The sequence below is a fragment of the Pseudoalteromonas sp. S16_S37 genome (assembly GCF_014694405.1).
Lineage (GTDB): Bacteria > Pseudomonadota > Gammaproteobacteria > Enterobacterales > Alteromonadaceae > Pseudoalteromonas.
On sequence record NZ_JAAUWV010000050.1, the window covers coordinates 1 to 23,683 of the forward strand.

Annotated in this window: 24 protein-coding genes; 18 read left to right on the plus strand and 6 right to left on the minus strand. The window is 41.9% G+C overall.

Annotation, left to right across the window (positions count from 1 at the left end):
• Nucleotides 1–325: 325 nt before the first annotated feature.
• The 4 genes from HC733_RS17455 (at nt 326) to HC733_RS17470 (ending at nt 2,850) form a co-directional block, all read left to right on the plus strand.
• On the plus strand, nt 326–688 hold the full coding sequence (locus HC733_RS17455) for a nuclear transport factor 2 family protein (protein WP_190366288.1): 363 nt from the start codon (nt 326–328) through the stop codon (nt 686–688).
• Between the two features lie 127 nt (nt 689–815).
• Entirely contained in the window at nt 816–1,247 is a 432-nt protein-coding gene (locus HC733_RS17460; RefSeq protein ID WP_190366289.1) for a VOC family protein, read from the plus strand.
• A 79-nt stretch (nt 1,248–1,326) separates the two neighbouring features.
• On the plus strand, nt 1,327–1,800 hold the full coding sequence (locus HC733_RS17465) for a peroxiredoxin (RefSeq protein ID WP_190366290.1): 474 nt from the start codon (nt 1,327–1,329) through the stop codon (nt 1,798–1,800).
• A 60-nt stretch (nt 1,801–1,860) separates the two neighbouring features.
• Nucleotides 1,861–2,850, plus strand: a complete 990-nt coding sequence (locus HC733_RS17470; protein ID WP_190366291.1) for a fatty acid desaturase — start codon at nt 1,861–1,863, stop codon at nt 2,848–2,850.
• A 78-nt stretch (nt 2,851–2,928) separates the two neighbouring features.
• Here HC733_RS17470 and HC733_RS17475 read toward each other — a convergent pair whose 3' ends face one another.
• Both HC733_RS17475 and HC733_RS17480 read right to left on the minus strand, forming a co-directional pair.
• On the minus strand, nt 2,929–5,985 hold the full coding sequence (locus HC733_RS17475; RefSeq protein WP_190366292.1) for an efflux RND transporter permease subunit: 3,057 nt from the start codon (nt 5,983–5,985) through the stop codon (nt 2,929–2,931).
• Nucleotides 5,986–5,987: 2 nt separating this feature from the next.
• A complete protein-coding gene (locus HC733_RS17480) occupies nt 5,988–7,067 on the minus strand; it encodes an efflux RND transporter periplasmic adaptor subunit (protein WP_190366293.1) in 1,080 nt (359 codons plus the stop codon).
• Between the two features lie 106 nt (nt 7,068–7,173).
• On the opposite strand from HC733_RS17480, the gene HC733_RS17485 reads away from it, so the two are divergent.
• The 14 genes from HC733_RS17485 (at nt 7,174) to HC733_RS17550 (ending at nt 18,044) form a co-directional block, all read left to right on the plus strand.
• Nucleotides 7,174–8,073 (plus strand): LysR family transcriptional regulator, encoded by a 900-nt coding sequence (locus HC733_RS17485; RefSeq protein WP_190366294.1) that lies wholly within the window; start codon nt 7,174–7,176, stop codon nt 8,071–8,073.
• A complete protein-coding gene (locus tag HC733_RS17490) occupies nt 8,054–8,389 on the plus strand; it encodes an MGMT family protein (RefSeq protein ID WP_190366295.1) in 336 nt (111 codons plus the stop codon). The genes HC733_RS17485 and HC733_RS17490 overlap by 20 nt, the downstream gene beginning before the upstream one ends.
• A gap of 58 nt (nt 8,390–8,447) precedes the next feature.
• Nucleotides 8,448–9,023 carry an LON peptidase substrate-binding domain-containing protein gene (locus tag HC733_RS17495; RefSeq protein WP_190366296.1) on the plus strand — a complete coding sequence of 192 codons (576 nt, stop codon included), beginning with the start codon at nt 8,448–8,450 and terminating at the stop codon, nt 9,021–9,023.
• Nucleotides 9,024–9,140: 117 nt separating this feature from the next.
• Nucleotides 9,141–9,707 carry a sigma-70 family RNA polymerase sigma factor gene (locus tag HC733_RS17500; protein ID WP_238937600.1) on the plus strand — a complete coding sequence of 189 codons (567 nt, stop codon included), beginning with the start codon at nt 9,141–9,143 and terminating at the stop codon, nt 9,705–9,707.
• A complete protein-coding gene (locus HC733_RS17505; RefSeq protein WP_190366298.1) occupies nt 9,700–10,350 on the plus strand; it encodes a ChrR family anti-sigma-E factor in 651 nt (216 codons plus the stop codon). The genes HC733_RS17500 and HC733_RS17505 overlap by 8 nt, the downstream gene beginning before the upstream one ends.
• A gap of 12 nt (nt 10,351–10,362) precedes the next feature.
• On the plus strand, nt 10,363–11,319 hold the full coding sequence (locus HC733_RS17510) for a YbgA family protein (protein ID WP_190366299.1): 957 nt from the start codon (nt 10,363–10,365) through the stop codon (nt 11,317–11,319).
• The gene (phrB, locus tag HC733_RS17515) at nt 11,319–12,701 is read left to right on the plus strand and encodes a deoxyribodipyrimidine photo-lyase (RefSeq protein WP_190366300.1); all 1,383 of its coding nucleotides are present in this window, start codon (nt 11,319–11,321) and stop codon (nt 12,699–12,701) included. Before HC733_RS17510 ends, phrB begins: the two co-directional genes overlap by 1 nt.
• A 2-nt stretch (nt 12,702–12,703) precedes the next feature.
• Nucleotides 12,704–13,129, plus strand: coding sequence for a nuclear transport factor 2 family protein (locus HC733_RS17520; protein ID WP_190366301.1), 426 nt, complete (start codon nt 12,704–12,706; stop codon nt 13,127–13,129).
• Nucleotides 13,129–13,839, plus strand: coding sequence for an SDR family NAD(P)-dependent oxidoreductase (locus tag HC733_RS17525; protein ID WP_190366302.1), 711 nt, complete (start codon nt 13,129–13,131; stop codon nt 13,837–13,839). The genes HC733_RS17520 and HC733_RS17525 overlap by 1 nt, the downstream gene beginning before the upstream one ends.
• The gene (locus tag HC733_RS17530; RefSeq protein ID WP_190366303.1) at nt 13,836–15,089 is read left to right on the plus strand and encodes an NAD(P)/FAD-dependent oxidoreductase; all 1,254 of its coding nucleotides are present in this window, start codon (nt 13,836–13,838) and stop codon (nt 15,087–15,089) included. The genes HC733_RS17525 and HC733_RS17530 overlap by 4 nt, the downstream gene beginning before the upstream one ends.
• Nucleotides 15,086–15,820 (plus strand): DUF1365 domain-containing protein, encoded by a 735-nt coding sequence (locus HC733_RS17535; protein WP_190366304.1) that lies wholly within the window; start codon nt 15,086–15,088, stop codon nt 15,818–15,820. Before HC733_RS17530 ends, HC733_RS17535 begins: the two co-directional genes overlap by 4 nt.
• 1 nt (nt 15,821) lies before the next feature.
• The gene (locus tag HC733_RS17540; RefSeq protein WP_190366305.1) at nt 15,822–17,084 is read left to right on the plus strand and encodes an SAM-dependent methyltransferase; all 1,263 of its coding nucleotides are present in this window, start codon (nt 15,822–15,824) and stop codon (nt 17,082–17,084) included.
• On the plus strand, nt 17,047–17,568 hold the full coding sequence (locus HC733_RS23655; protein ID WP_190366306.1) for a DUF2878 family protein: 522 nt from the start codon (nt 17,047–17,049) through the stop codon (nt 17,566–17,568). Before HC733_RS17540 ends, HC733_RS23655 begins: the two co-directional genes overlap by 38 nt.
• A 200-nt stretch (nt 17,569–17,768) precedes the next feature.
• Entirely contained in the window at nt 17,769–18,044 is a 276-nt protein-coding gene (locus HC733_RS17550; protein ID WP_152087661.1) for an HU family DNA-binding protein, read from the plus strand.
• A gap of 65 nt (nt 18,045–18,109) precedes the next feature.
• Here the strand turns inward: HC733_RS17550 and ilvN are convergent, their stop codons facing one another.
• The 4 genes from ilvN to HC733_RS17570 all read right to left on the minus strand — a co-directional run bounded on the left by ilvN (nt 18,110) and on the right by HC733_RS17570 (nt 23,683).
• Complete coding sequence (gene ilvN, locus HC733_RS17555) at nt 18,110–18,607, minus strand: acetolactate synthase small subunit (protein ID WP_190366307.1); 498 nt, start codon at nt 18,605–18,607, stop codon at nt 18,110–18,112.
• Nucleotides 18,607–20,331: an acetolactate synthase 3 large subunit gene (locus HC733_RS17560; RefSeq protein WP_190366308.1), complete on the minus strand. Its 1,725-nt coding sequence runs from the start codon at nt 20,329–20,331 to the stop codon at nt 18,607–18,609. Before HC733_RS17560 ends, ilvN begins: the two co-directional genes overlap by 1 nt.
• 401 nt (nt 20,332–20,732) lie before the next feature.
• A complete protein-coding gene (locus HC733_RS17565) occupies nt 20,733–21,740 on the minus strand; it encodes an isocitrate dehydrogenase (protein WP_190366309.1) in 1,008 nt (335 codons plus the stop codon).
• A gap of 251 nt (nt 21,741–21,991) precedes the next feature.
• A complete protein-coding gene (locus HC733_RS17570; RefSeq protein ID WP_190366310.1) occupies nt 21,992–23,683 on the minus strand; it encodes a hypothetical protein in 1,692 nt (563 codons plus the stop codon).

Sequence of the window (23,683 nt, forward strand, 5' to 3'; positions counted from 1 at the left end):
CGGTTTTCTTTGACTAATTCGAGATGTGAAAATAAAGACATTGCGATAGATAAATAGGAAAAATTAACGCTATTAGATCATAGATTTTCCTTGTTTACAAAGTGTGATCCCGCCCTGCTCGTTTTTGCAGGCTACTGCGACCCAAGCGTTACATGGACAGATAATACGTCAGTGGAAATTAGCTGCACAACAACTGATGACTATATAAGATACAGCAACAATTTTGGTGTAGCAGTTCAATATAAGATTAAGCAAAATGTACACTGAGCTAAATTATCTTATCACCCACTGCTATTAACGCTGTTACCTGTATTTTGAGCCGATTATGACAAATGCCGAAAAAATAGTTCAAACACAACTAGATGCATACAATAATAAAGATTTAGAAGGTTGGCTAAACACCTACGCTGAAAATGCAACGCAATATTCAACAGATGGTGAGCTTTTAGCGTTTGGCCACGAGCAAATGGCGCGTAATATGCGTGTACGCTTTGCAGAGCCTGATTTATACGCAAATTTAATAAATCGTATAGTGTGTGACAATGTCGTTATTGATCACGAATTGATCACCAGAAACTTCCCTGAGGGCAAGGGCACCATCGAAATGTTATGTATTTACCACATTGAAAATAATCTTATCCAAAAAGGGCAATTTAAGGTATTTAACAAACAAATTTTTACTGTATAAAAATCATCTTTTGTATTTTGAAAGCTAGGTTGGCTTGCGAGTAAATACTAAGCAAGCTGATTCACTTGCTTGAACCAGCTTTAGAATATGCGTTAATAACGCAAACATACTTATGAAAAGGAATTGTATGCAACAAGAATTAATACATATTGCACTGGTAGTGAACGATTACGATGAAGCAATTGCATTTTATACCAAAAAGCTAGGTTTTGAGTTACTTGAAGATACCTATTTACCAGATGAAAACAAGCGCTGGGTTGTGATAGCCCCACCAGGCTCAAAAGGCGCAACCATTTTACTTGCCAGAGCCTCTAATGATGAGCAACGCCGATTTGTGGGTAACCAAAGTGGCGGTAGAGTGTTTTTGTTTTTACATACGCAAAACTTCGATAAAGACTATACAAATATGCTCAGTCAAGGTATCGAATTTGTGCGCAAACCCAGTAAACAAGATTACGGTACAGTTGCTGTTTTTAAAGACTTATACGGTAACTTATGGGATTTATTAGAATTGAAGCCTGAGCATAGTATGGCGTCACGCCTAACAGCGATGCACTAATAACCATGATATTTATCCGTGTTTAGTCGCTTAATTTAGTATTACACTGTTAACTCCAATCACAAATAGAGCAAACGTCATGATCGAACAAGGACAATCACTTCCTCAAGCAACACTCAGCGAGTTAACCTCTGAAGGTATGGTAAATCACCAAGTTAATGAGCTTTTCGCCAATAAAAAAGTCGTTCTTTTTGCCGTACCTGGCGCATTTACACCAACATGCTCAGAGTCACATTTACCAGGCTTTGTCGCATTAGCTGACAAAATCAAAGCAAAAGGCGTTGATATGATAGCCTGCGTATCAGTAAATGATGCTTTTGTTATGAAAGCTTGGGGCGAGTCACAAAACGCCTCAGAACTAAAAATGCTAGCTGATGGCGATGCAAGTTTTACGCGTGCAATAGGTCTTGATATGGATACGCAAGCATTTGGCGGTATACGTTCACAGCGCTATGCAATGATAATTGAAAACGGTGTTGTAACCACACTTAACGTTGAAGCACCAAAGCAGTTTGAGCTGAGTAAAGCTGAGACTATTTTAGAGCTTCTTTAACTCTCTCTTTAGGAGTTGGTGTTAATACCCAGCTCCTACATCAAATTAATACCTTCTGACATGACTACAGCGACTACACGTAATAATATCCAGCACATCGTTAACGAAATAAAACTACAAGAACGCCTGATAAGACAGCGGTATACATTTTTAAAATATCAAAACCAAATAAGTATACTGATCTTGTTGCTTAGCTTTATCGGTATGGTAGGTATTGGCACCTTGTACGTACTTGAACAAGTGCCAGCATTCACGTGTATTGTTATCGCAGCCATTTTCGCTTCAATATCTCATGAACTTGAACATGACCTTATCCACAAACAATATTTTAAGACGAATACTTTTGCCCACAATACAATGTTGCTCATTGTATGGCTAATGCGCCCCAATACCATCAACCCCTGGTATCGTAGGCGTATCCATTTACATCATCATAAAACATCTGGCTCTTCACAAGATATCGAAGAGCGCTTGGTTGGCAACGGCATTAAAAACCCACTTATCAGAGCCATTGTTATTGCCGATGGGCTACTTGGGTTGTTGCTCATGCAAAAGCGCTATAGGAAAGAGGTTAATGGCTTCAGGTTTTTCGCGTTATTTAATGCGGGGTTTCCGATTACCACCTGCTACTTTGCGATACTCTACAGTGCATTGCTATATCATAGTGTTAATTTAATCGAAGGTAATACCTTGGCTTGGCCCCTGTGGCTTGTCGCCACTATGGATTGGGTCGACATGTTAATGGTCGTGCTGATATTGCCTAACGTTTTACGTTCTATTTGCCTTAACTTTGTCACCTCTTCAATGCACTATTATGGCGGTGTCAGCAATTTACTAGAGCAAACCCACGTGCTTAATCATTGGCTAATGACGCCTTTTCAGCTATTTTGCTTTAATTTCGGGGCAACACACTCAATTCATCACTTCGTGCCAAACCAACCCTTTTATATTCGCCAGCTAATCGCTGCTAAAGTTTTACCAGTAATGAAACGCCATGGCGTCAATTTTAATGACTTTAAAAGTTTGAAAAACGCAAACTTGTATACCTAATGCCCGTTTAAAAGACATTGAGTGCTAAAAGTAAAAAGCCACCTTGAGTTGGTGGCTTTGCTATCTTTAGCAGTATGCTTATTTTGGTTGCTTGATACCAAAGAGTATACAATACATCACAGGTACAAAAATAAGCGTTAGAATGGTGGCAAAACCCAAACCAAACATGATGGTTACCGCCATCGACTTGAAAAAGACGTCAAATAACAAGGGGATCATACCCAGTATGGTTGTGATCGCTGCCATCGACACTGGACGAACACGACTCACTCCTGAATCAAACACCGCTTGGTAAGGCGCTTTACCTTGAGCAAGTTCAAGGTTTATTTGGTCAATTAGTACGATACCGTTTTTGATTAACATACCTGATAAGCTCAAAAGACCAAGCAACGCCATAAAGCTAAATGGTGCGTTTAATGCCACTAAACCTGCAGTTACACCAATAATAGCCAGCGGTACCGTTGACCAAATTACCAAAGGCTGTTTTATTGAGTTGAACAACAAAACCGTGATCATAAACATCGCTAAATAGCCAACAGGAAGTGAGCCAAATATCGCTTTTTGCGCCTTAGAAGAAGACTCAAATTCGCCACCCCATTCCATTTCATAGCCATGAGGTAATTCAATGGCTTCAATTTCACCACGTACACGTGCGAATAGCTTTGCTGGTGTCTCATCACCAATCACATCATGATCTGCCATCACGGTAATAGTGCGTTTACGGTCACGGCGCATGATCAACGGGTCTTCCCACATGACTTTGAAATCATCAACAACTTGGGTAATGGGTACATACACCCCCAACACAGGGCTAAATATTTGTAGATCGCTCAAGTTTTCAACGTTTTTGCGTTCCTCTTCAGGCGAGCGCGCCACAATTGGTAGTAGCTGTGTACCATCTCTGTATAGGCCAATTTTATTGCCAGATACGCTGGTAAGCAGCAATTGGTCGACATCGCTTTTGCTGATCCCCAAACGGCGGGCCTTTTGCTCGTTAAACTCAGGGCGAAGAACCTTGGTACGCTGACGCCAATTATCTTTGATGTTAAAAGCCCCTGCGTCTTTTGCAAGCACCTCTTTAGCTTCAGCTGCCAGTTGACGCAACACCACAGGATCAGGGCCAGAAAAGCGTGCCTCTATTTTGGCATCCGTTGAGGGGCCAATTTCCATCCGCTTGATTTTCAGCTCGCCCGACAACACGTTGTCTTTTTCAAACTGTCTGAGCTTCGCTATCATCTCTTTTACAGCTTCACGGTCGGTTACCCGAACAATCAACTGACCATACGCGGCATATTGCTTTTCAGGAGCATAAGTTAGCATAAACCTAGGCGCTCCTTGGCCTATTGTAGTGGTGACTTCTTCAACTAATGGCTGAGACTTTAAGAAGCTTTCTATCGTCGCCAAATTGTCCGCTGTACTGCGTATATCAGCCCCCTGATAATGCCAATAATCTACATAAAACATTGGCGTGTTGGATGCGGGGAAAAATGACTGTTTAACTGACTTAAAGCCAACAATCGAAGACACCAATAACACCAACATGACACCGACCGTCACTGCACGATGTGTTAGTGAAAATGACAGTATCGCTTTATAAACGTTAAATATAACGCCTTTATACGGGTCGTCCGAATCCGTTGACGAAGACTGCTTAGGCGCTCTAAATAACATGTCAGCAAAAAATGGCGTCAGTGTTATTGCCGTCACCCAACTTAATAATAACGAGATAAGTAACACCCAGAATAAAGAGCCTGCAAATTCACCGCTGGCATCACTACTTAGGCCTATCGGCGCAAATGCCGTGATACCAATCACTGTCGCGCCGAGCAACGGCCACTTAGTTTGCTCAACAATGTTAACCGCCGCTTGAAGTTTACTTTGACCTCGCTTTAAGTTTATTAAGATGCCTTCAGTGACCACAATGGCATTGTCCACCAGCATCCCCAAAGCTATGATCAATGCACCCAGTGAGATGCGTTGTAAGTCAATGGCAAATATTTTCATGAAAATAAATGTGCCTAATACCGTTAACAACAAAACAGCACCAATTAACAGCCCGCTTTTTACTCCCATAAATACAAGCAAGACAACAATAACAATCGCCACTGCCTCTAATAGGCTCACGATAAAGCCATCAACCGACTTTTCGACTTCATTTGGTTGGTGGTAGACGGTGTTGATCTCCATACCATGAGGCCGTTGATATTCTAGCGAATCAAGGTGTCTATTAATGGCCTTACCAATATCGACGACGTTTACACCAGAGCTAAATGATACACCGATTAATAACGCTCGTTGTTGATTATAACGCGTAATGTGGTTTGGAATTTCGGCATATTCACGACTGACTTTTGCAACATCGCCAAGATAAATAAGCTCTTTGGCACCGGCTTTAGAGATCAATAGGTGCTCTAGTTCTTTCACATCTTGAAATTCACCAGTAGGGTGCAAACGTATCGATTCGTCGCCAACGCGGATTTTACCAGCATTCGAAACACTGTTTTGTGATTGCAAAAGGCTAAATATATACGATGGCGCTATGCCTAGTTGCGACAGTTTTTGTGTTGAGATCTCAACGATAACTTGCGCCTGTTGTTCACCGGCAACGGTTACTTTGCTTACACCGTCAACAAGCACTAATTCGCGCTTTAAGTAATCAACATAGTCTTTTAATTCATCATATGAATAACCTTCACCGGTTACGGCATACATAACGCCATATACATCCGCAAAGTCATCGATGACCTTCGGCGTGTAAACGCCCGGTGGCAGACTCGGTTTAAGGTCGCTTATCTTACGGCGTAGTTCATCCCAAATCTGGCGTAAGTCTTGTTTTCGGTACTTGCTTTTCATTTCTACCGTAATCTGCGATTTACCTGCAGAAGAGATTGAAGTGACATAATCTACATACGGAAGCTGCTGTATGGCATTTTCAATAACAAATGTAACTTCTTCTTCTACTTGCTGTGGAGATGCGCCGGGGTAGAGCGTCACTACCATCGCTTTTTTGAGTGTAAACTCAGGGTCTTCAAACTGTCCTAAGCCAAAATAAGACACCGTTCCTGCTAAAAGAAGCAGTAGGGCAAACATCCAGCTGATGACTCTATTTTCAATTGACCATTTAGCTAGACTCATAATTAAAGCCCTCGCTCCTTAGTCCAAGGTCTAACCTTCAAACCTTCTTCTAAGTGATGTACTCCAGCGCCAACGATGATTTCACCGCCGTTTAGCCCAGCAGTTATCTCTATGCTTTGATCATGCATTTTGCCAACGGATATCGCTCGCTTACTCAGGGTTTGGGTTTGTTCATCAAACACCCATACAAATGCATTGTCATCTAACGGTTGGGTGCGCTCAGAAAACACCGCCGAAATTGGCACATATAATTTTTTCTTTGCCGTGTGCATCACTTTACTGCGGTCGATGTAAACATGACCAGTCATACCCGCAAGCAGGTTAAAGTCTTTTGGGATAGGCAAGGTAAACACGACTTTGTAGCTTAAAGTAGCAGGGTCGGCCTGCGTGTCCCACTCCTTTATAGATAGCTCATATGATTTATCTGGGTAGCCATCAAACACCACGCGAGGATGATAGTCTAAGTCCTTATCTACACGCGCTACGAGTTTTTCTGGTACTTGAATAACAACATCCATCATGTCTCTTGTTTCTAAGCGCAAAATATTTTGCTTAGCGACTACGTTTTCGTAGTTTTTGACAAACACCTTAGCGATAGTGCCGCTAAACGGTGCTCTAAGTTCGCTGTTTTGTAGATTGGTTTTCGCTATTTTTAACGCGGACTCTGCGACTTGCTTATTCGCAAGCGCCTGATCATATTCAGCCTTGCTGGCGATGGATTTATTAAATAGTGACTCTACGCGGGCCAGTTGAGATGAAGCCAGTTCATATTGCGCCTTGCGCTGCTCTAGCTGCAATTCAAAGTCTTCTGGGTCTAACTTCGCAAGTAACTGTCCTTGGGTGACTTCTTGCCCAGCCAGTACCGGAAACTCCATCAACTCACCGTTAACCCTAAACGCCAAGTACGATCCTTGGTTAGCAACAACTTCAGCCGGAAAGCTTCTGATGTCACTTTGTTCACTGTTTGCAACTGTTACTAGCTTAACCGGTCTAATTACGTCAGTTTGACTCTGTGGTTGCGTATTGTCTTGGCAACCCAACAGCAGTGTTAGCACCGTTACTATCGCAGCGATTTTATACATGTAATAACTCCATCTACGTTATTGATGAAAAACTTGTGCTGCAGAGTATAAAAAATCCATATAAAATAAAAATTATATAATATTAGAATCATCATAAATTTTAATTATGAAAATTTCAGACCTTGAAATACTTCATGCGGTTGCAAAAACCAATAGCCTAAGTGAAGCGGCGCAACAGTTGTATAAAACGCAACCCGCCATTACTCAAGCACTTAAAAGACTTGAAGAGCAACTCGGCTTTACTATAGTAAACCGCAACAATTATCGCGTAACACTGACTGAAAAAGGTCGACGATTTTGTGATGAATCAGCTAAGTTATTGGTATTTCGTGATGACTTACAGATTTTAGCTAAAGAGTTTTCCCTCGGTAATGAAGCTAGGTTCAATATTTGTTATGAGCCACTGTGTTACCAGGCAAAATACAACGCGGTGATCAGTGATGTTTTTAAACAATTTCCTCATACCGAAATCGCCATCACCAGTGGTAAACGTTTTGTCGCGTTGGAACAAGTGAACAACGCCGATGCCGATTTAGGGATTGGTCCTTGGTTTGATCTCTTCCATGCAACGGGTGACTTAGAATCCATTGCCATCGGAGAGATCCGACTAGGGCTTGTAGCCAAAAAAGACTTATTGCCAACGCAACTCCATTATGAACAACTTGCCAATTACCCTTGCCTTGCCATGTTTGAAAGTGGCTTTAATTTTGACAGCGAACGTCTTGCCTACGCCAGAGGCGCTGGCATGATGAAACTAGACGATATTGCGTCGATTAAGTCATTTTTGCTTACTGGGACTGGGTTTGCCATGATAAGCCTTAGCCATTGCCAAGCAGAACTTGATGCTGGGCTGTTGGAGCAAATAACCATCATGGATAGACAAAGCACTTTTACCGCCAAAATTCATGCTTTTCGAAAACAAGCCCGACATCACGGTCCTGTTGCGCGCGCAATTTGGCAAAAATTTCAGCAAATAGGTGCGCAATATGCAAAACAAAAATACTAGTATTGACGAAGAGTTTAAAGCTCGTATCTACACCTTGATTGGTTCAATCCCAAAAGGTAATGTGGCCGCATACGGGCAACTTGCAAAATTGGCTGGGTTCCAAAATCAATCAAGAGCAGTAGGCAGGTTGTTAAAAAACTTACCCGCTGGGAGCACTTTACCCTGGCACCGCGTGATCAATAGCCAAGGTAAAATTTCCTTTCCCGTAGGCAGTGAAAAATATCAACAGCAACGAATATTACTTGAGGAGGAAGGCATAACGTTTAGAAACGATAAAATCAGTTTAAAAACTTACCAATGGCTGTGTAGCGATTGATCGTAAATTAATTACAGCACGTACGTAACTACATATTTTCATTGACCTGTGGGTGACTATGATCCGTGCTATTTTTCCACTTCCGGTATTTTTACTGCCAGGAGGGTATACCAAGCTTAGAATATTTGAACCGCGATATTTGAGCATGGTCGGTGACGCACTAAAGCGTGACCAAGGCTTTGTGCTGTGCAGGCATATAGATGATGCCTATTTAAATGTCCCTAAAGAGGGGGTTTACGTGCGTATTGTGGACTTTTCTCAAGACTGCACTGGGCAACTTTTGATTGATGTTTTTGCCAAGCACAGAGTCAGCATAGACAAGCCCTATATGGACAAACAAAATTTGCGCCATGCACACATTGATATCATTGAGACGCCCATTTGGCACTATCAAAGCACGCAGTCTTCGCACTTTACTAGCCAAATGGGGGAGATGTTATCAAAGGTATTTTCTCAACACCCCGAGATAGATGAGCTTTATCGTGAAAAACATTTTGAAGACCCAGTGTGGGTTGCGAGTCGCTGGCTAGAGCTTTTACCCATGAAAGATGCAGAAAAACATAAACTTAAATCATCAGTAAACTTTGAACAAGTGGTAAGTTTCCTCCATACTATTTTAAATAAACCACAGTGATCCATTTGATACTGACCCGCGTAAAACAATGTTATCGATAGTCTTAGAAGATAACGAGTTATGGTCGACCAAGTATCTACATGCGATTCACCCTCAATCGCGAGAAACAGTAAAAACATGGAACAAGCGCCAAGCCAAGCTTTATCTGATGCACTATGCAAGGTTGCTCAGTCAAGAGACAAACGTGCCTTTGCCACCTTGTTTGAGTATTTCGCACCAAAAATAAAACGCTTTGGTATTAAACAGTTTGGCAACGAAGCTCTAGCCATGGAGCTGGTTCAGGACACGCTCACGTCGGTATGGCGAAAAGCGCATCTGTATCACCCAGATAAAGGCGCGGCAACCACTTGGGTATATACCGTTATGCGTAACGCGTCGTTTGATGCGTTACGAAAAATGAAAAGTAATAAAGAAGAACATCTTAGCGAAGAGATTTGGCCGTTGCTGCAAGACGAGCAGGTAATTGACGATGGTTTTGCTGACCACCTGCAAGACAACAAGATAAAGGAGCATATCAGCAAGTTGCCACCTGCACAGCAAGATGTAGTTAAAGGTGTTTACTTTCAACAAATGTCGCAAGAGCAACTAGCCGAGCAATTAGATATTCCTGTGGGTACGGTTAAATCGAGATTAAGACTTGCCTTACAAAAACTCAGAGCAGAAATGGGAGACAGTAATGATTAAGCATCATCCATCAGAGCAGCTACTTTCCCAGTACAGCCTAGGCGAGTTACCTGCAACACTCAGTATCGCTATCTCAGCGCACTTAGAATTTTGCACATGTTGTAAAAGCAAAGTAGAAGCTTTAGAAGCCACGCAAGCAGACACCGAGTTTGAAGATACCACGTCACCGTTTGATAACGACGACTTTGCTGACATGTTATCAATGATAACCGAAAAAAATGACGTGGATGCAGTGGCACCATACGAGAGTGAAGTATTTAGCTATCAAGACAAGGAGCTAAGTCTACCTCGTGCCATAGCCGCAATAGACAGAAGTAATTTTGTTCAGTTGGGTAAATTGTCACGGTCTCGATTGAAACTCGATGACGGTGAGATGAGAGCCAGCCTGTTACAAATAGAACCAAATGGAGAGATCCCACACCACACTCATACAGGATTTGAGCTAACTTTATTGTTAGATGGTGAGTTTGCTGATGAAAATGGTCACTATGTGCCAGGGGATTTTATCTGGTTAGACGCAAGGCACCACCACCAACCTACAACAACGCAGGGGTGTTTATGCTTTACCGTTGTTAACAGTGCATTGCACTTTAATAAAGGCTTGAGCAAATTACTAAACCCTATTGGTAATTTAATTTACTAGGTGACATTAAGAATGGAAAAATCTTCATCAATAAGGATTGGAATAAGCGCCTGCCTTGCGGGCGATAAAGTTCGTTTTGATACGGGCCATAAGCGTTCTAACTTTTGTATGGACGAACTTGCGCACCACGTTGAGTATGTGAGGTTTTGCCCAGAGGTAGCTGTTGGATTGCCAATCCCAAGGCCAACAATAAGACAAGTAAAAGTCGGCGACACAATCAAAGTGTGTCGCCCTGACGGCTCTGGAGATGTTGGCCCAAAACTTACAGAATACGGTAAAAAAGTTGCAACAGAGCAGGCAAGCTCATTATCAGGATTTGTTTTTTGTGCCAAAAGCCCAAGCTGCGGCATGGAGCGTGTGAAAATTTATAACGAAGCAGGCACAGGTAACACCTCGGAGGGGATTGGTTTTTTTGCGCAGCAAATTATGCAACACAATCCGCTGTTACCTTGTGAAGAGAACGGACGTTTGAATGACCCTTACCTGCGCGAAAACTTTGTGATGCGGGTTTATGTATTCAAAAGTTGGCAGGATCTAACATTACAAAATGTTGGCATGCATGAACTAACGCAGTTTCATGCTAAACATAAATACTTGGTGATGGCACATAACTATCAGTCTTATAGGGAGCTAGGACGTTATCTTGCACAGGCATCAGATGAACCGATAGAGCAGGTTAAACAAACATATATTGCCGGTTTGATGAAAGCGCTAGCCAATCCTGCATCAAGAAAAAATCAAACTAACACCTTAACGCATCTTCAGGGTTACTTTAAAAACGATTTATCAAAAATCGAAAAGCAGGAGCTGTGTAACGCCATTGATCAATATCGCAAAGGCATGGTGCCATTGTATGTCCCCCTGACTTTGTTAAAACATCACTTAACGGTGCATCCCAACGAATATTTAGCGCAGCAGGTGTACTTTGACCCGTATCCAAATGAACTTAAGTTGAGGTTTGGTATCTGATGGCTCCAATATTTTGGTTTAGGCGAGACCTTCGTTATTTCGCCAATGATGCCTTAATTGAGGCAATTGAAAATGGTGCCAAAGAGGCACTTTTTTTTGTATGTCAAAAACAGTGGCAAGCACACAACACAGCTGCTATTCAAATAGATTTGTTAAAACGTCGAGTAGCATGGCTAGGACAAGCTTTACATGGTTATGGTATCAACTTAAACATAATAGAAGTGGCTGATTTTAGTGACATCCCTCAAGCGCTAAAACGTTTTTGTGAGCAACATAACAGCCAACGTGTATATGCTAATCGTGAGTACGAAATCAACGAGTGTCAGCGAGATAAACAATGCATTGCAGCGGGCATTGAACTTACTTTGTTTGATGGCGACTTAGTTGCGCCACCACATAGTGTCACAACAAAAAGTGGTGACATGTTTAAGGTGTTTACTCCGTTTAAAAAGGCATGGCTAAAAAAGTTTGAACAGACGTACTTTTTTATTCCCAGTTGGCCGCTCGAAATGGTTAACAAAAATGGCAGCTGGCAAGTGCCAGATTGTTTACAAGGCGACGGTAGTTCTCAAAAGTGGCCTATAGATGACGAGGCGATTAAAACAATTGCGAATCACTTCATTGAGAATAAGTGTTCAGATTACCAATCTGTTCGAGACATACCCAGTGTTAAAGGCACGTCTGGTCTGAGCCCCTATTTGGCGCTAGGAATGGTATCCGTTAAGCAACTGCTTGCGCAGCTACAAGTGTTTTACCCTGACATTTTACAGACCCCCACAAAACCTGAATTTTGTTGGGTAAATGAACTGATCTGGCGTGAATTTTATCGTCATTTGATTATTGCATTTCCTGATTTGTGCAAGCACAACAACTTCAACGAAAAATACAACGCAGTACAATGGCGACATGACAATACCCAGTTTCTGGCATGGTGCGAAGGGAAAACCGGCTATCCCATTGTTGATGCAGCGATGCGCCAGTTGATTCAAACGGGTTGGATGCATAACCGCCTACGTATGATAGTGGCGAGTTTTTTAACTAAGCACTTGCTTATAGATTGGCGCCTTGGTGAAGAGTACTTTATGCAGCATTTAATCGATGGTGATTTTGCGAGTAATAACGGCGGTTGGCAGTGGGCGGCAAGTACGGGTTGCGACGCTCAGCCGTACTTTCGGATATTTAACCCAATCACACAAAGCGAAAAGTTTGATCCTCAAGGAGATTTCATTCGTAAATATGTACCAGAACTGGGAGATGTACCTGCAAAATATATTCATTTCCCGCACGACTATCTGGTTACAAAGCAAAACACTCAATACGCTCAACCTTTGGTTGACCACAAAGCGGCAAGGGTGAGAGCTTTAGAAGCATTCAAGGTGTGATAATGCATAATGTGATTGCACGGTTTATAGATATGTACAATGTGCTCAGCGCTGACAATTTGTCGCCGCTGGAGCAGGTATATCACGACGATATCCAATTTATCGATCCGCTACACAAAGTCAATGGCTTGAGTCAGCTTAGAGCGTACTTTGCGAACATGTATGCCAATGTACGGAGTATCCATTTCGATATCACAGAAACATTTAACGTTGAAGACAACGGCTTTGTATATTGGCAGATGCGATTTCAACACAAACGCATTAACGGTGGCAAAGAGGTCGTTGTTAACGGTCACAGCCATCTGCGTTTTAAAGACGATAAAATTATTTATCATCAAGACTACTTCGATGCAGCCGCAATGCTCTACAGAAATCTCCCGTTGCTTAAACAGCTTATTGGCTTCATAGACAAAAGAGCAACCAAATAATGAAGCGGGTATTAATAACAGGTGCAACATCAGGCATAGGACGCGGACTTGCAGAGCAATATGCGAAAGATCATATCGTCTATGCCTGTGGCAGAAACGAGCAAGCCCTAGGCGAGCTGGCGAAAATTGACAACGTGACGCCACTACAGATTGATGTGACAAACTTAGCTGAGATCCAATCACAATGTGCTCACATTGCAGCATTGGACATTTTGATCCTTAATGCAGGTAACTGTGAATACATTGATGATGCCAAACACTTTGACAGTGCACTTTTCAAACGTGTCGTTGAAGTAAACTTGCTCTCGCTAGGTTATTGTTTAGAGGTGCTACTGCCAAAAGTGAAAAATGGCGGTCAGTTAGTAATAGTAAGTTCAAGCGCTGCTTTTTTAGCATTACCAAGAGCACAAGCCTATGGCGCATCGAAGGCGGGGGCGACCTATTTAGCGCAGTCTCTTGCTGTGGACTTAGACGACATAGATGTCAGCGTTGTTCATCCTGGCTTTGTTAAAACCCCTCTCACAGATAAAAACGATTTTCCAATGCCAATGGCGGTGTCAGTCGAGCAGGCCACTAAAGCCATTATGCAAGGCATAGCGAAGCGACGAAAAGAAATTCATTTCCCAAAACGCTTTACCTTCATACTCAAGTTGTTGCAACTATTGCCATTTAGCTTATGGCTGTTGCTATCCAAAGGAATTAAACGTTGAAAAAAGTAGCGATTATTGGCTCCGGTATATCAGGCATGACCGCCGCATACCTGTTGAGCGACAAATTTGATGTGCAAGTATTTGAAAAAAACGATTACATTGGTGGTCACACCGCCACCGTTGATGTTCAAGTTGATGGTCAAAATTATGCCGTTGACACCGGCTTTATTGTTTTTAACGACAGAACCTATCCCAAGTTTGAAAAACTGCTTGCGCAATTAGGCATCAACCGCCAACCAACGCAAATGAGTTTTAGCGTTAAAAATACCCAAACAGGCTTTGAATACAACGGCCATACATTTTCCACTCTGTTTGCTCAAAGGCGAAATATTGTGCGGCCTAAGTTTTGGCGACTTTTGTACGATATTGTGCGCTTCAATAAAATCTGCAAGTCAATGCATGCTAAACAGGACTACAGCAGCTGCAAAACGCTTGGAGAGTTACTTTCACTCAATCACTTTAATGATTTTTTCAAACTGCATTACATCCTGCCTATGGGTGCCGCAATTTGGTCAACGAGCATTAAAGAAATGGAAGCGTTTGAAGTAGAGTTTTTTGTTAAGTTTTTCTACAACCATGGCTTGCTGGATATTACTAACCGCCCACAATGGTATGTTATTCCTGGGGGTTCTAGAGAGTACATCAGCCCACTTATCGAAAAATATAAAGACCGTATCCACTTAAATGCCAACATCAGCAAAGTAGTGCGTAACGACTCTGGCGTACAAATTGTGATGGCAGATGGACACAGCGAGCAATTCGATAAAGTGGTGTTTGCATGCCATTCAGACCAAGCACTGGCACTTATCGACAACCCAAGTGAAGATGAAGTAGCGATACTTGGTGCCATTCCTTACACAGCAAATTCGGTTATCTTGCATACTGACGCCAGCTTGTTACCAAAACGCAAAGCTGCATGGGCGAGTTGGAACTACTTACTAGATAAACACACCGACAAGGCAGCCGTTGTAACCTATCAAATGAACATTTTACAGCAGCTACAAAGCTCGCAGCCATTTTGCGTGACACTTAATCACGATAAAGGCATAGCGCCAAGCAAAATTCTGCGTCGCTTTACTTACCACCATCCTGTGTTCAACACGACCAGTATCGCGGCGCAAAAACGAAAGCCCCTTATTGATGGTAAAAACCACAGCTATTTCTGTGGTGCTTACTGGTTTAATGGCTTTCATGAAGACGGCGTTCGCAGTGCCGTTGACGTTGCCAAACAAATGGGAATCGAATTTTGAGTAGCCCACTCAACAGCGCATTATATTTAGGGGATGTGAAACACACGCGTTACACACCAACGACGCATAAGTTTCATTATCCTCTTTATATGATGTGGTTAGATTTAGAAGAAATCGCACAGCTTGATGGTATTCACCCGTTACTTGGCACTTCGGGCTCTAAGTTACTAAAGTTTAATGAAAAGGATTATTTAGCTAAATATAACGGCAGCTTAAAAGAACGCGCCATTGCGGCTAGCCAAACGCTAGGCAAAGAGTGTGTTGCCAACAAAGTGTTTTTACTGTGTCAGATGCGTTGCTTTGGTATTTATTTCAGTCCAGTTAACTTTTATTTTTATGCCGATGAGCAAGGTGAATATACGCACATGTTGGCCGAGGTGAGCAATACACCTTGGAATGAGCGCCATTGTTATTTAGTGAAATTAAACGAAAAAGTGAACTTTAAGAAAACTTTTCACGTATCTCCTTTTATGGATTTAAACATGCACTACCATTGGCACGTGAACGTAAGCAATCGTAGTGTTTTGATACATATAGAAAATAAACGTGATGATACACTATTATTTGACGCTAAGTTAAGGCTTAAACGGCAACCACTAATGCGTTCAAACGTGTCTTCACTGTTAAAGCGGTTTCCTGCCATGACGGTGTCTATATTTAGAGGCATTTATTGGCAAGCATTAAAGTTATTTCTCAAAAAAGTGCCTTTTTTAGGACACTCGGGGCGTTAATATGGAAAACACAACATCAATTCAAAATCAGCTTTCTCTGTCTTGGCCTGAAAAGTTGTACAGCAAGCTGGTTTTTTCTGCATTCAATAGCATCGAAGCTGGGCATCTCACTGTGCTTATGGGTGGTGAGCGCTATGAATTTGGAACACGTGATAGTGAGCTATCTTGTACAATTACTATTGTTGATAGCGCGATGTTTAAATTATTCGCCTTAGGTGGCAGCGTCGGTGCGGGTGAAGCCTATATTGAAGGGTATTGGCGCTGTTCAAACCTAACCACCTTAATTGAAATTTTTGCTATAAATCAGTCGCAGTTAGATGCATTTGAGCGCAAATTCTCTTTCATTACTGGATTTGTTAACAAGCTAAAACACTTGAAAAACAAGAACTCAAAATCGGGGTCGAAGAAAAATATTGCTGCCCATTACGATCTAGGAAACGAACTTTATAGCGCTTTTTTAAGCAAAGAAATGCTTTATTCAAGTGCTATCTACCCGAGTAGACAAAGTACGCTAGAAGAAGCACAACAAAATAAATTACACACTATTTGTGAAAGCTTAGACCTAAGCGAGCGTGATAGAGTGGTTGAAATTGGCACAGGGTGGGGCGCTTTTGCGATTTATGCGGCGCAAAACTATGGCTGCCACGTTACAACAACAACGATATCAGAAGAGCAACATGACTATGTCAAAGATAAGATTAAAGTACTTGGTCTTGAAGATAAAATCACGTTATTGAAAAAAGACTATCGTGACCTAGAGGGGCGCTTTGATAAGCTGGTATCGATTGAAATGATTGAAGCGGTAGGGCATAACTATCTGCCAAGCTTTTTTAAAAAATGCGATTCACTGCTAAAAGAAGATGGCGCAATGTTAATTCAAGCAATTACCATTGCCTGTCAACGCTACCAACACTATTTGAAGCAGTCAGACTTTATTCAACAATATATTTTTCCTGGTGGATGTTTGCCGTCTATCACCGAGCTAAACACGCAAATTTGCTCTAACACATCCATGGTTGTTCACAGTATCAACGACATAGGTTTGCACTACGCAAGAACGCTCAATGATTGGTATAGCCGTCTTAAAAAAGCCTGGCCAACACTCGAACATAACAGGTTTGACCAGCGCTTTTATCGCCTTTGGGAGTTTTATCTATGTTACTGTGAGGGCGCTTTTAAGCAGCGAGCCACCAGCACCATACATTTGGTAGCGAGGAAACCTAGGTATGCATCATCTAAGTGCATCAACACGCTTAATTACTAATTTTGTGTTGTTTCAGGCGTGCTGGCTACTTGCCTTTTTATACCAAGGCAAGGCTGCTTTGCCTATGTTGGTTTTATGCCTGTTACTGCTACTAACACATAAAAATTATGTTAAGCAGCTCGCTCTCTTATCGCTCACTTTACCCTTGGGTATTGGTATTGAGTATTTTTCAATTTATTCAGGTCTCATAGCTCACCCTGAGAGGTCTATACCAATTTGGTTAGTGATATTGTGGATAGCGTTTATATTGACTTTCGACAGTTCATTGAGAGCGATTATAACGTTGCCCCATTACTTAGGAGTAGCTGTCATCGCGTTAGTGGCGCCAGCAAGCTACCTCGCAGCTGCAAACTTTGGGGTGTTCGACATATTGGTACCCATTGTTCAGTTTTACGTGACATTTTCCGCGTCGTGGCTGGCGTGTACCTTATTTTTTATAATAATTTATGATTGGTTATTCACAAAAAGCAAATTTATCGCTTAACAGCTATTGCGAAAACGATTAACGCTTGCTAGTTTGTAGATGCTTGGTTAGTGCAGACACATACCGCTGTTGAAAGCGTGCTACCCCTGACGTTTATCAATTTTTTAGCTAAATTTTTCAGGAAATAGTTGCACATCTAACCAAAATGCATAAACATAGGTTTTGCTTAGGCAAAATAAAAAATGAATAGGAATCTAATAATGAATAAAGCTCAACTAGTTGAAAAGATGGCAGCAGACGCTGAAATTTCAAAAGCGGCAGCAGCTCGCGCGCTTGAAGCATTCACGGGTGCTGTAACCAAGTCTCTAAAAGAAGGCGATTCAGTTGCACTGGTTGGTTTTGGTACATTCTCAGTAAAAGAGCGTGCAGCTCGTACTGGCCGTAACCCACAAACCGGTGCTGAAATCCAAATTGCTGCAGCGAACATTCCAAGCTTCAAAGCAGGTAAAGGTTTAAAAGACCAAGTTAACCTATAATTCGGTTAAACAGTTATACAACAAAGGGACCATCATGGTCCCTTTGTTTTGTCGCAATTTTGCTGTTAGCCTTTTAGTGCTTTATCCCCTCGGCCTATGCCAACCGCACCAGAACGAACTAATTCAATAATATCGCTTTCGTGTCTGAGCATATCTAAAAACGACTCTAAACGCTCTGCATTACTTAATAACTGTAGTGTATAACTTTGCTTACCCATATCAATTATCGAGCCTTGAAACACATCTGCGATGCGTGTCACAGCTGCTCTGGTTGCTTCGTCTTTGGCAAATACTTTGACGAGCAGCAGTTCTAGTTCAATATGAGGAACCTCTGTTAAGTCAATAATTTTCAGTACATCTACAAGCTTATTAACTTGTTTGGTAATTTGCTCAACAACTCTGTCATCACCATGTGTGGTAATTGTGATACGTGACAAAGTTTGGTCTGCCGTTGTGCCAACGGTTAAACTGTCAATGTTATATGCGCGTTGAGAAAACAGTCCAACTATACGTGACAAAGAACCCGGTTCGTTTTCCAATAAGATACTTAATATTCTACGCATTATGCTTTTACTCCCTTTTTAAGCCACATATCATCAACCGCGCCAAGTTTGATTTGCATTGGGTATACGTGTTCTTTTTCATCTACACGAATATCTAAAAAGACCAAACGGTCGGTTATTGAAAACGCTTTTTCTAGTGCTGCGTCTAGCTCACTTGGATGGTCAACTCGAATACCGATATGCCCATAACTTTCAGCCAGTGCAACAAAGTCAGGTAACGATTCCATGTATGAGCTTGAATGCCTGCCACCATACATCATATCTTGCCATTGTCTTACCATACCTAAAGAACGATTGTTCAATGAAACGATTTTTACCGCTAGGCCGTATTGCAAACAGGTCGATAGCTCTTGAATATTCATCTGAATTGAACCATCACCCGTCACACACACCACATGCTCTTGGGGAAATGCGAGCTTAACGCCCATAGCAGCAGGTAAGCCAAATCCCATCGTGCCCAAACCACCTGAGTTTATCCATTGTCTTGGGTTTTTAAATGGGTAGTACTGTGCAGCAAACATTTGGTGCTGACCAACATCAGAGCAAACATAGGCGTCACCATTAGTGATCTCGTACACCTTCTCAACAACAGTTTGCGGCTTTATCACATCCACACCCTTATCGTAGGCCAAACATTGCTGAGCTCGCCATTGTGTAATTTGCTGCCACCAATCCTCTTGAGCGCTTCTGTCAATTCGACTACTGCTTTTATCAATGGCGGCTTGAAGTTGTTCAAGTACCGTAGCTAAGCAGCCTACAACAGGGATATGCGCTTTAATTGTCTTAGAAATAGAAGTTGGATCGACATCAACATGTACGATTGTGGCTTCAGGGCAAAACTTTTTAACGTTATTTGTTACTCGATCATCAAAACGAGCACCTAACGCCAAAATTACGTCAGCATTTGCCATTGCTTTATTCGCTTCCAAACTGCCATGCATACCTAACATGCCAATGAAATTTGGATGCGTGCCGCTTATACCACCCAATCCCATCAAGGTATTTGTGATTGGCGCATTTAGTGTTTCTACGAGCTCGGTAAGCTGTGCAGACGTATTCGACAGAACAATACCGCCACCTGAATAAATCACCAGTCGCTTGGCGCCTAAAATAGCTTCAACCGCTTTTTTAATTTGTTTTGGATGACCTTTAACGCTTGGGTTGTAAGTTCTCATCTCAATACTCTGTGGCATGTCGTATTTGAACTTAAGCTGCGGATTTAAAATGTCTTTTGGTAGCTCAACTACCACTGGTCCTGGTCGACCTGTACTCGCTAGATAGAAAGCTTTCGCCAGTATTGTTGGGATCTGTTGTGCATCTCGACAATTAAAGCTGTGTTTAACGATTGGTCTAGAGCAGCCAACAATATCTGTTTCTTGAAACGCATCATCACCGATTAAGTTTGATGGTACTTGGCCAGATAGCACAACCATTGGAATAGAGTCCATATACGCTGTTGCGATGCCCGTAACGCAGTTTGTAGCGCCTGGGCCTGATGTGGCTAGTACAACACCTACTTTACCGGTTGCTCTGGCGTAGCCATCTGCCATATGCGTCGCTGCCTGTTCATGGCGCACCAAAATATGCTCAACCTCAGTTTGCCCAAAGAGCGCATCATATAAATCTAAAACCGACCCACCCGGATAACCGAATATGTATTCAACCTTAAGTGCGGCAAGTGCTTTTACAACTAGCTCTGAGCCATTGTATTGCTCTATTTTCATCCTCATTCCTCAGTATTATCAGTACCTGTTGGTAATTTTAACCAAAAAAAAACCCCGCAGTTGCGGGGTTAAAGCGTAAATTTGCTCAACACGGCCCCGCTGGACTTAAAGATAAGACCAGGACTAGCACATGTAGGTTAGATAAAATACGTTTCATTTTTTGGTGTTAATTTTATTTGTTAATTTACGAACTTCATTAAATGTTGTTTTACAACCCATGTCAAGGGTATAGCTGCAAATTCGCATAAAAAACGCTGTTATTTTAAAAAAACAACTTATTCTGACAAAGCACTACGGAAGTGAAGAGTGAAAAGGATTAAAATATGCAGGTTAAAACGAAGTGTTAGTTAAAAACAATTAAATATAAAAAAGGCTGGCGATTTGCCAGCCTCAAGAGCGAATTATAAACGCTCAATAACAGCCTGTGTAAAATCAGTTGTTCCGTGATTTCCACCTAAATCACGAGTAGTACGGTCACCACTCTTAATTACGTCTGCTACAGCACTTCTGATGCGCTCTGCTGTTTCACCCATTTCCAAATACTCAAGCATTTGAATAGAAGCTAAGATAACAGACGTTGGGTTAGCTAGGTTTTTACCCGCGATATCAGGCGCACTGCCGTGAACAGCTTCAAAGATCGCAGCATTTTCACCAATATTAGCACCAGGTGCCATACCTAAGCCACCAACAAGACCGGCACATAAATCAGACAGAATATCACCAAACAGGTTAGTTGTTACGATGACATCAAACTCTTCAGGTGTCATAACCAGTTTCATACATGCCGCATCTACAATCATTTCTGCAGATTCGATATCTGGATAACGCTCACCAACTTCACGCGCCACTTTTAAGAATAAACCAGACGTTGACTTAAGAATATTGGCCTTATGAACTGCAGTTACTTTTTTACGACCTTCACGACGTGCTAGCTCATATGCAAAAGTAACGATTTTTTCTGCACCTTCACGGGTGATTTTTGACATTGCTTCCGCTTCGTTACCGTCTTCAGAAACTACTTGGCCAAGACCTGAGTACATACCCTGAGTGTTTTCACGCACAGTGATAATATCAATATCTTCATAACGCGCTTTAGTACCTGCAAATGACTTAACAGGGCGCACATTTGCGTATAGGTCAAATTGCTTACGCAAAGTAACGTTAATTGATGTAAAACCTTCACCTACAGGCGTTGTTAATGGGCCCTTTAAAGTGATCTTGTTTTTTTCGATCACTTCAAGCGTCTCTTTAGGAAGTAGTTCACCAGTTTTTTCTAGTGCTGCAAGGCCTGCATCTACAAATTCATAGTCAAAATCACAACCTGCTGCATTTAAAATTTCAATTGCAGAGTCGATAATGCTTGGACCTATGCCGTCGCCTTTAATCACGGTAATGGTTTGCTTTGCCATTCTGGTTTTTCCTTTATCAAAAATAATTGTTACACCACACCCAAATGGGCACTATTGAGAAGTTTAGTAAACAAAGAGGGAAGGTGTGCGTTCGCTTGAAAATTTAAGCGCGTTTTATAACAATTTATGCGCGCTTATGCCAGTATGGAATGAAGAATCAGGCATAAACAGCATTTATGCTTGTTATAGGCATCATTTATTGGATAAATAACAGGCTAACAATCGACTTGCCAATATTATCAGCCTTTAACTTAATCGACGGAACAAATCGGGCTGTGCTCAATAAATGCATCACAAAAGACTTCTATAGAAGACCATTGCATCTTTTTAAGCTCATCGTCCAACAACTGCTTTTGCCATGCACTGAGGTCTTGTGACTCTCCTAGGGTATAAATTGAGAGCAGCTTAATTGCGACAATTTGCCGACCTTGTTCATTTAAGGTTTGCTTTAGTAAAATTTCACTGTCTAACAGTGCCTGATGCGAAGGCGAGTACTTAAAATAACTTTCAATAAACGTTGTAAATAAAGCCTCGTCAAGCCTGCCAAAACCAAACAGATGTGCTATCGATACGCCCTTATCAGCAATTTCTTCCGTAGCGGGTTTGACCCGTCGCATAATACTCGTACTGTGGTCTTTCAAAATAAAGTATATGGCTGCTGTAAACGGGCTTAACAGTTGTTCAAATTGCTCGCCTTGGGTAAGGCTAAATAGTGTCGTGATGAGTTTATTAATATGGATGTACTTGTTCCATACATCATTGGCAAATGGATGATGCAGCTGCGAAATTAATGTTTCTAATAATACTCGCTGACATAACAAACCCGCATTATCTAACCCTACCATAGTAAGGCAATGACGCAGCGTCGTCGCCTTTTGCCCTTGACGATTGTATTGCCTTGCAGCTAACTGCAACGCTTGCGTGATCTGGTTATACGGCTTAATGGTTTTTTCAATTGCCTTAAATTCCAAAAACTGCTGTTTACCCAGCGCTGTGATAGCGTGCCAAATCTCGGTTTGTTGTGGTTGTATAGTTTGACACTGTGGCATCTGCTCATTGAACCAGATTGAATAGAGGAGTGTTTTATCAGACGTAGCAATTGGCTTATATTGAGGAGAAAATCGCCTGCTAGTTTTGATCATGCCTACGGCCTTGAAATTATCAAGCAATGCCAGCAAGTGGCCATTATGAGTTGCAGATAAAACCAGCGCGCCTTGTCCCTTGTAATTAACTAACGCACCACCGGGATACAGATTAATTTGCTTTGACAGCGCCAACAAAGAAAGCTGCGCGAACTCATTGTGCGTACCAAGATACAGTGATTTTATTGCTTGAATCATGGTAAACGTTTTTGCATGTGGTCTAGGCGTGATGGCTTTTGCAATACGCTTGGCTAGCGTCACCAATATACTGGTATTATCATACAGTGGTATCGCTTTGCTGCCCGTTATCGCATTAGAATATTTGTCTAAACGAGACAGTATACGTTGAAGCTGTCCTTGCGGCACATTTGCACTGTCAAGCATAGTGACAGTAAATTGATGTCTAAGCTTTATCAATTTACTCTCTTGTTTGCTCAACATTGCAGAGCGAGCCAACTTATTCGCTTCATTTGAGCAGCATAAATAGTCACTCAGCGCTGCTACAACAAGCTCTTCTGTAAATGCTTCGGTATAACCATTGGCGCAGCAAAATGCACACACCAATATACACTGGTTAACTGTCAGGTTTGTGGTGTAACCATAGTCAGACGCGTAAAACTGCAAGTGTGCATGCATAGCATTTGGTTGCGTGTAATAACACTGTACAAAGCGTTCAGCCAGCTGAGTAAGGGTAGGGTAAATAGCGGGCCATTTTTGTTTGTTGTAATAAAGCCTTAGTGCTTGATGCGTGTGTTCAAACAAGCGCTTTAAGTGAGCAGGGCTTGGCTTAAACTCCGACAT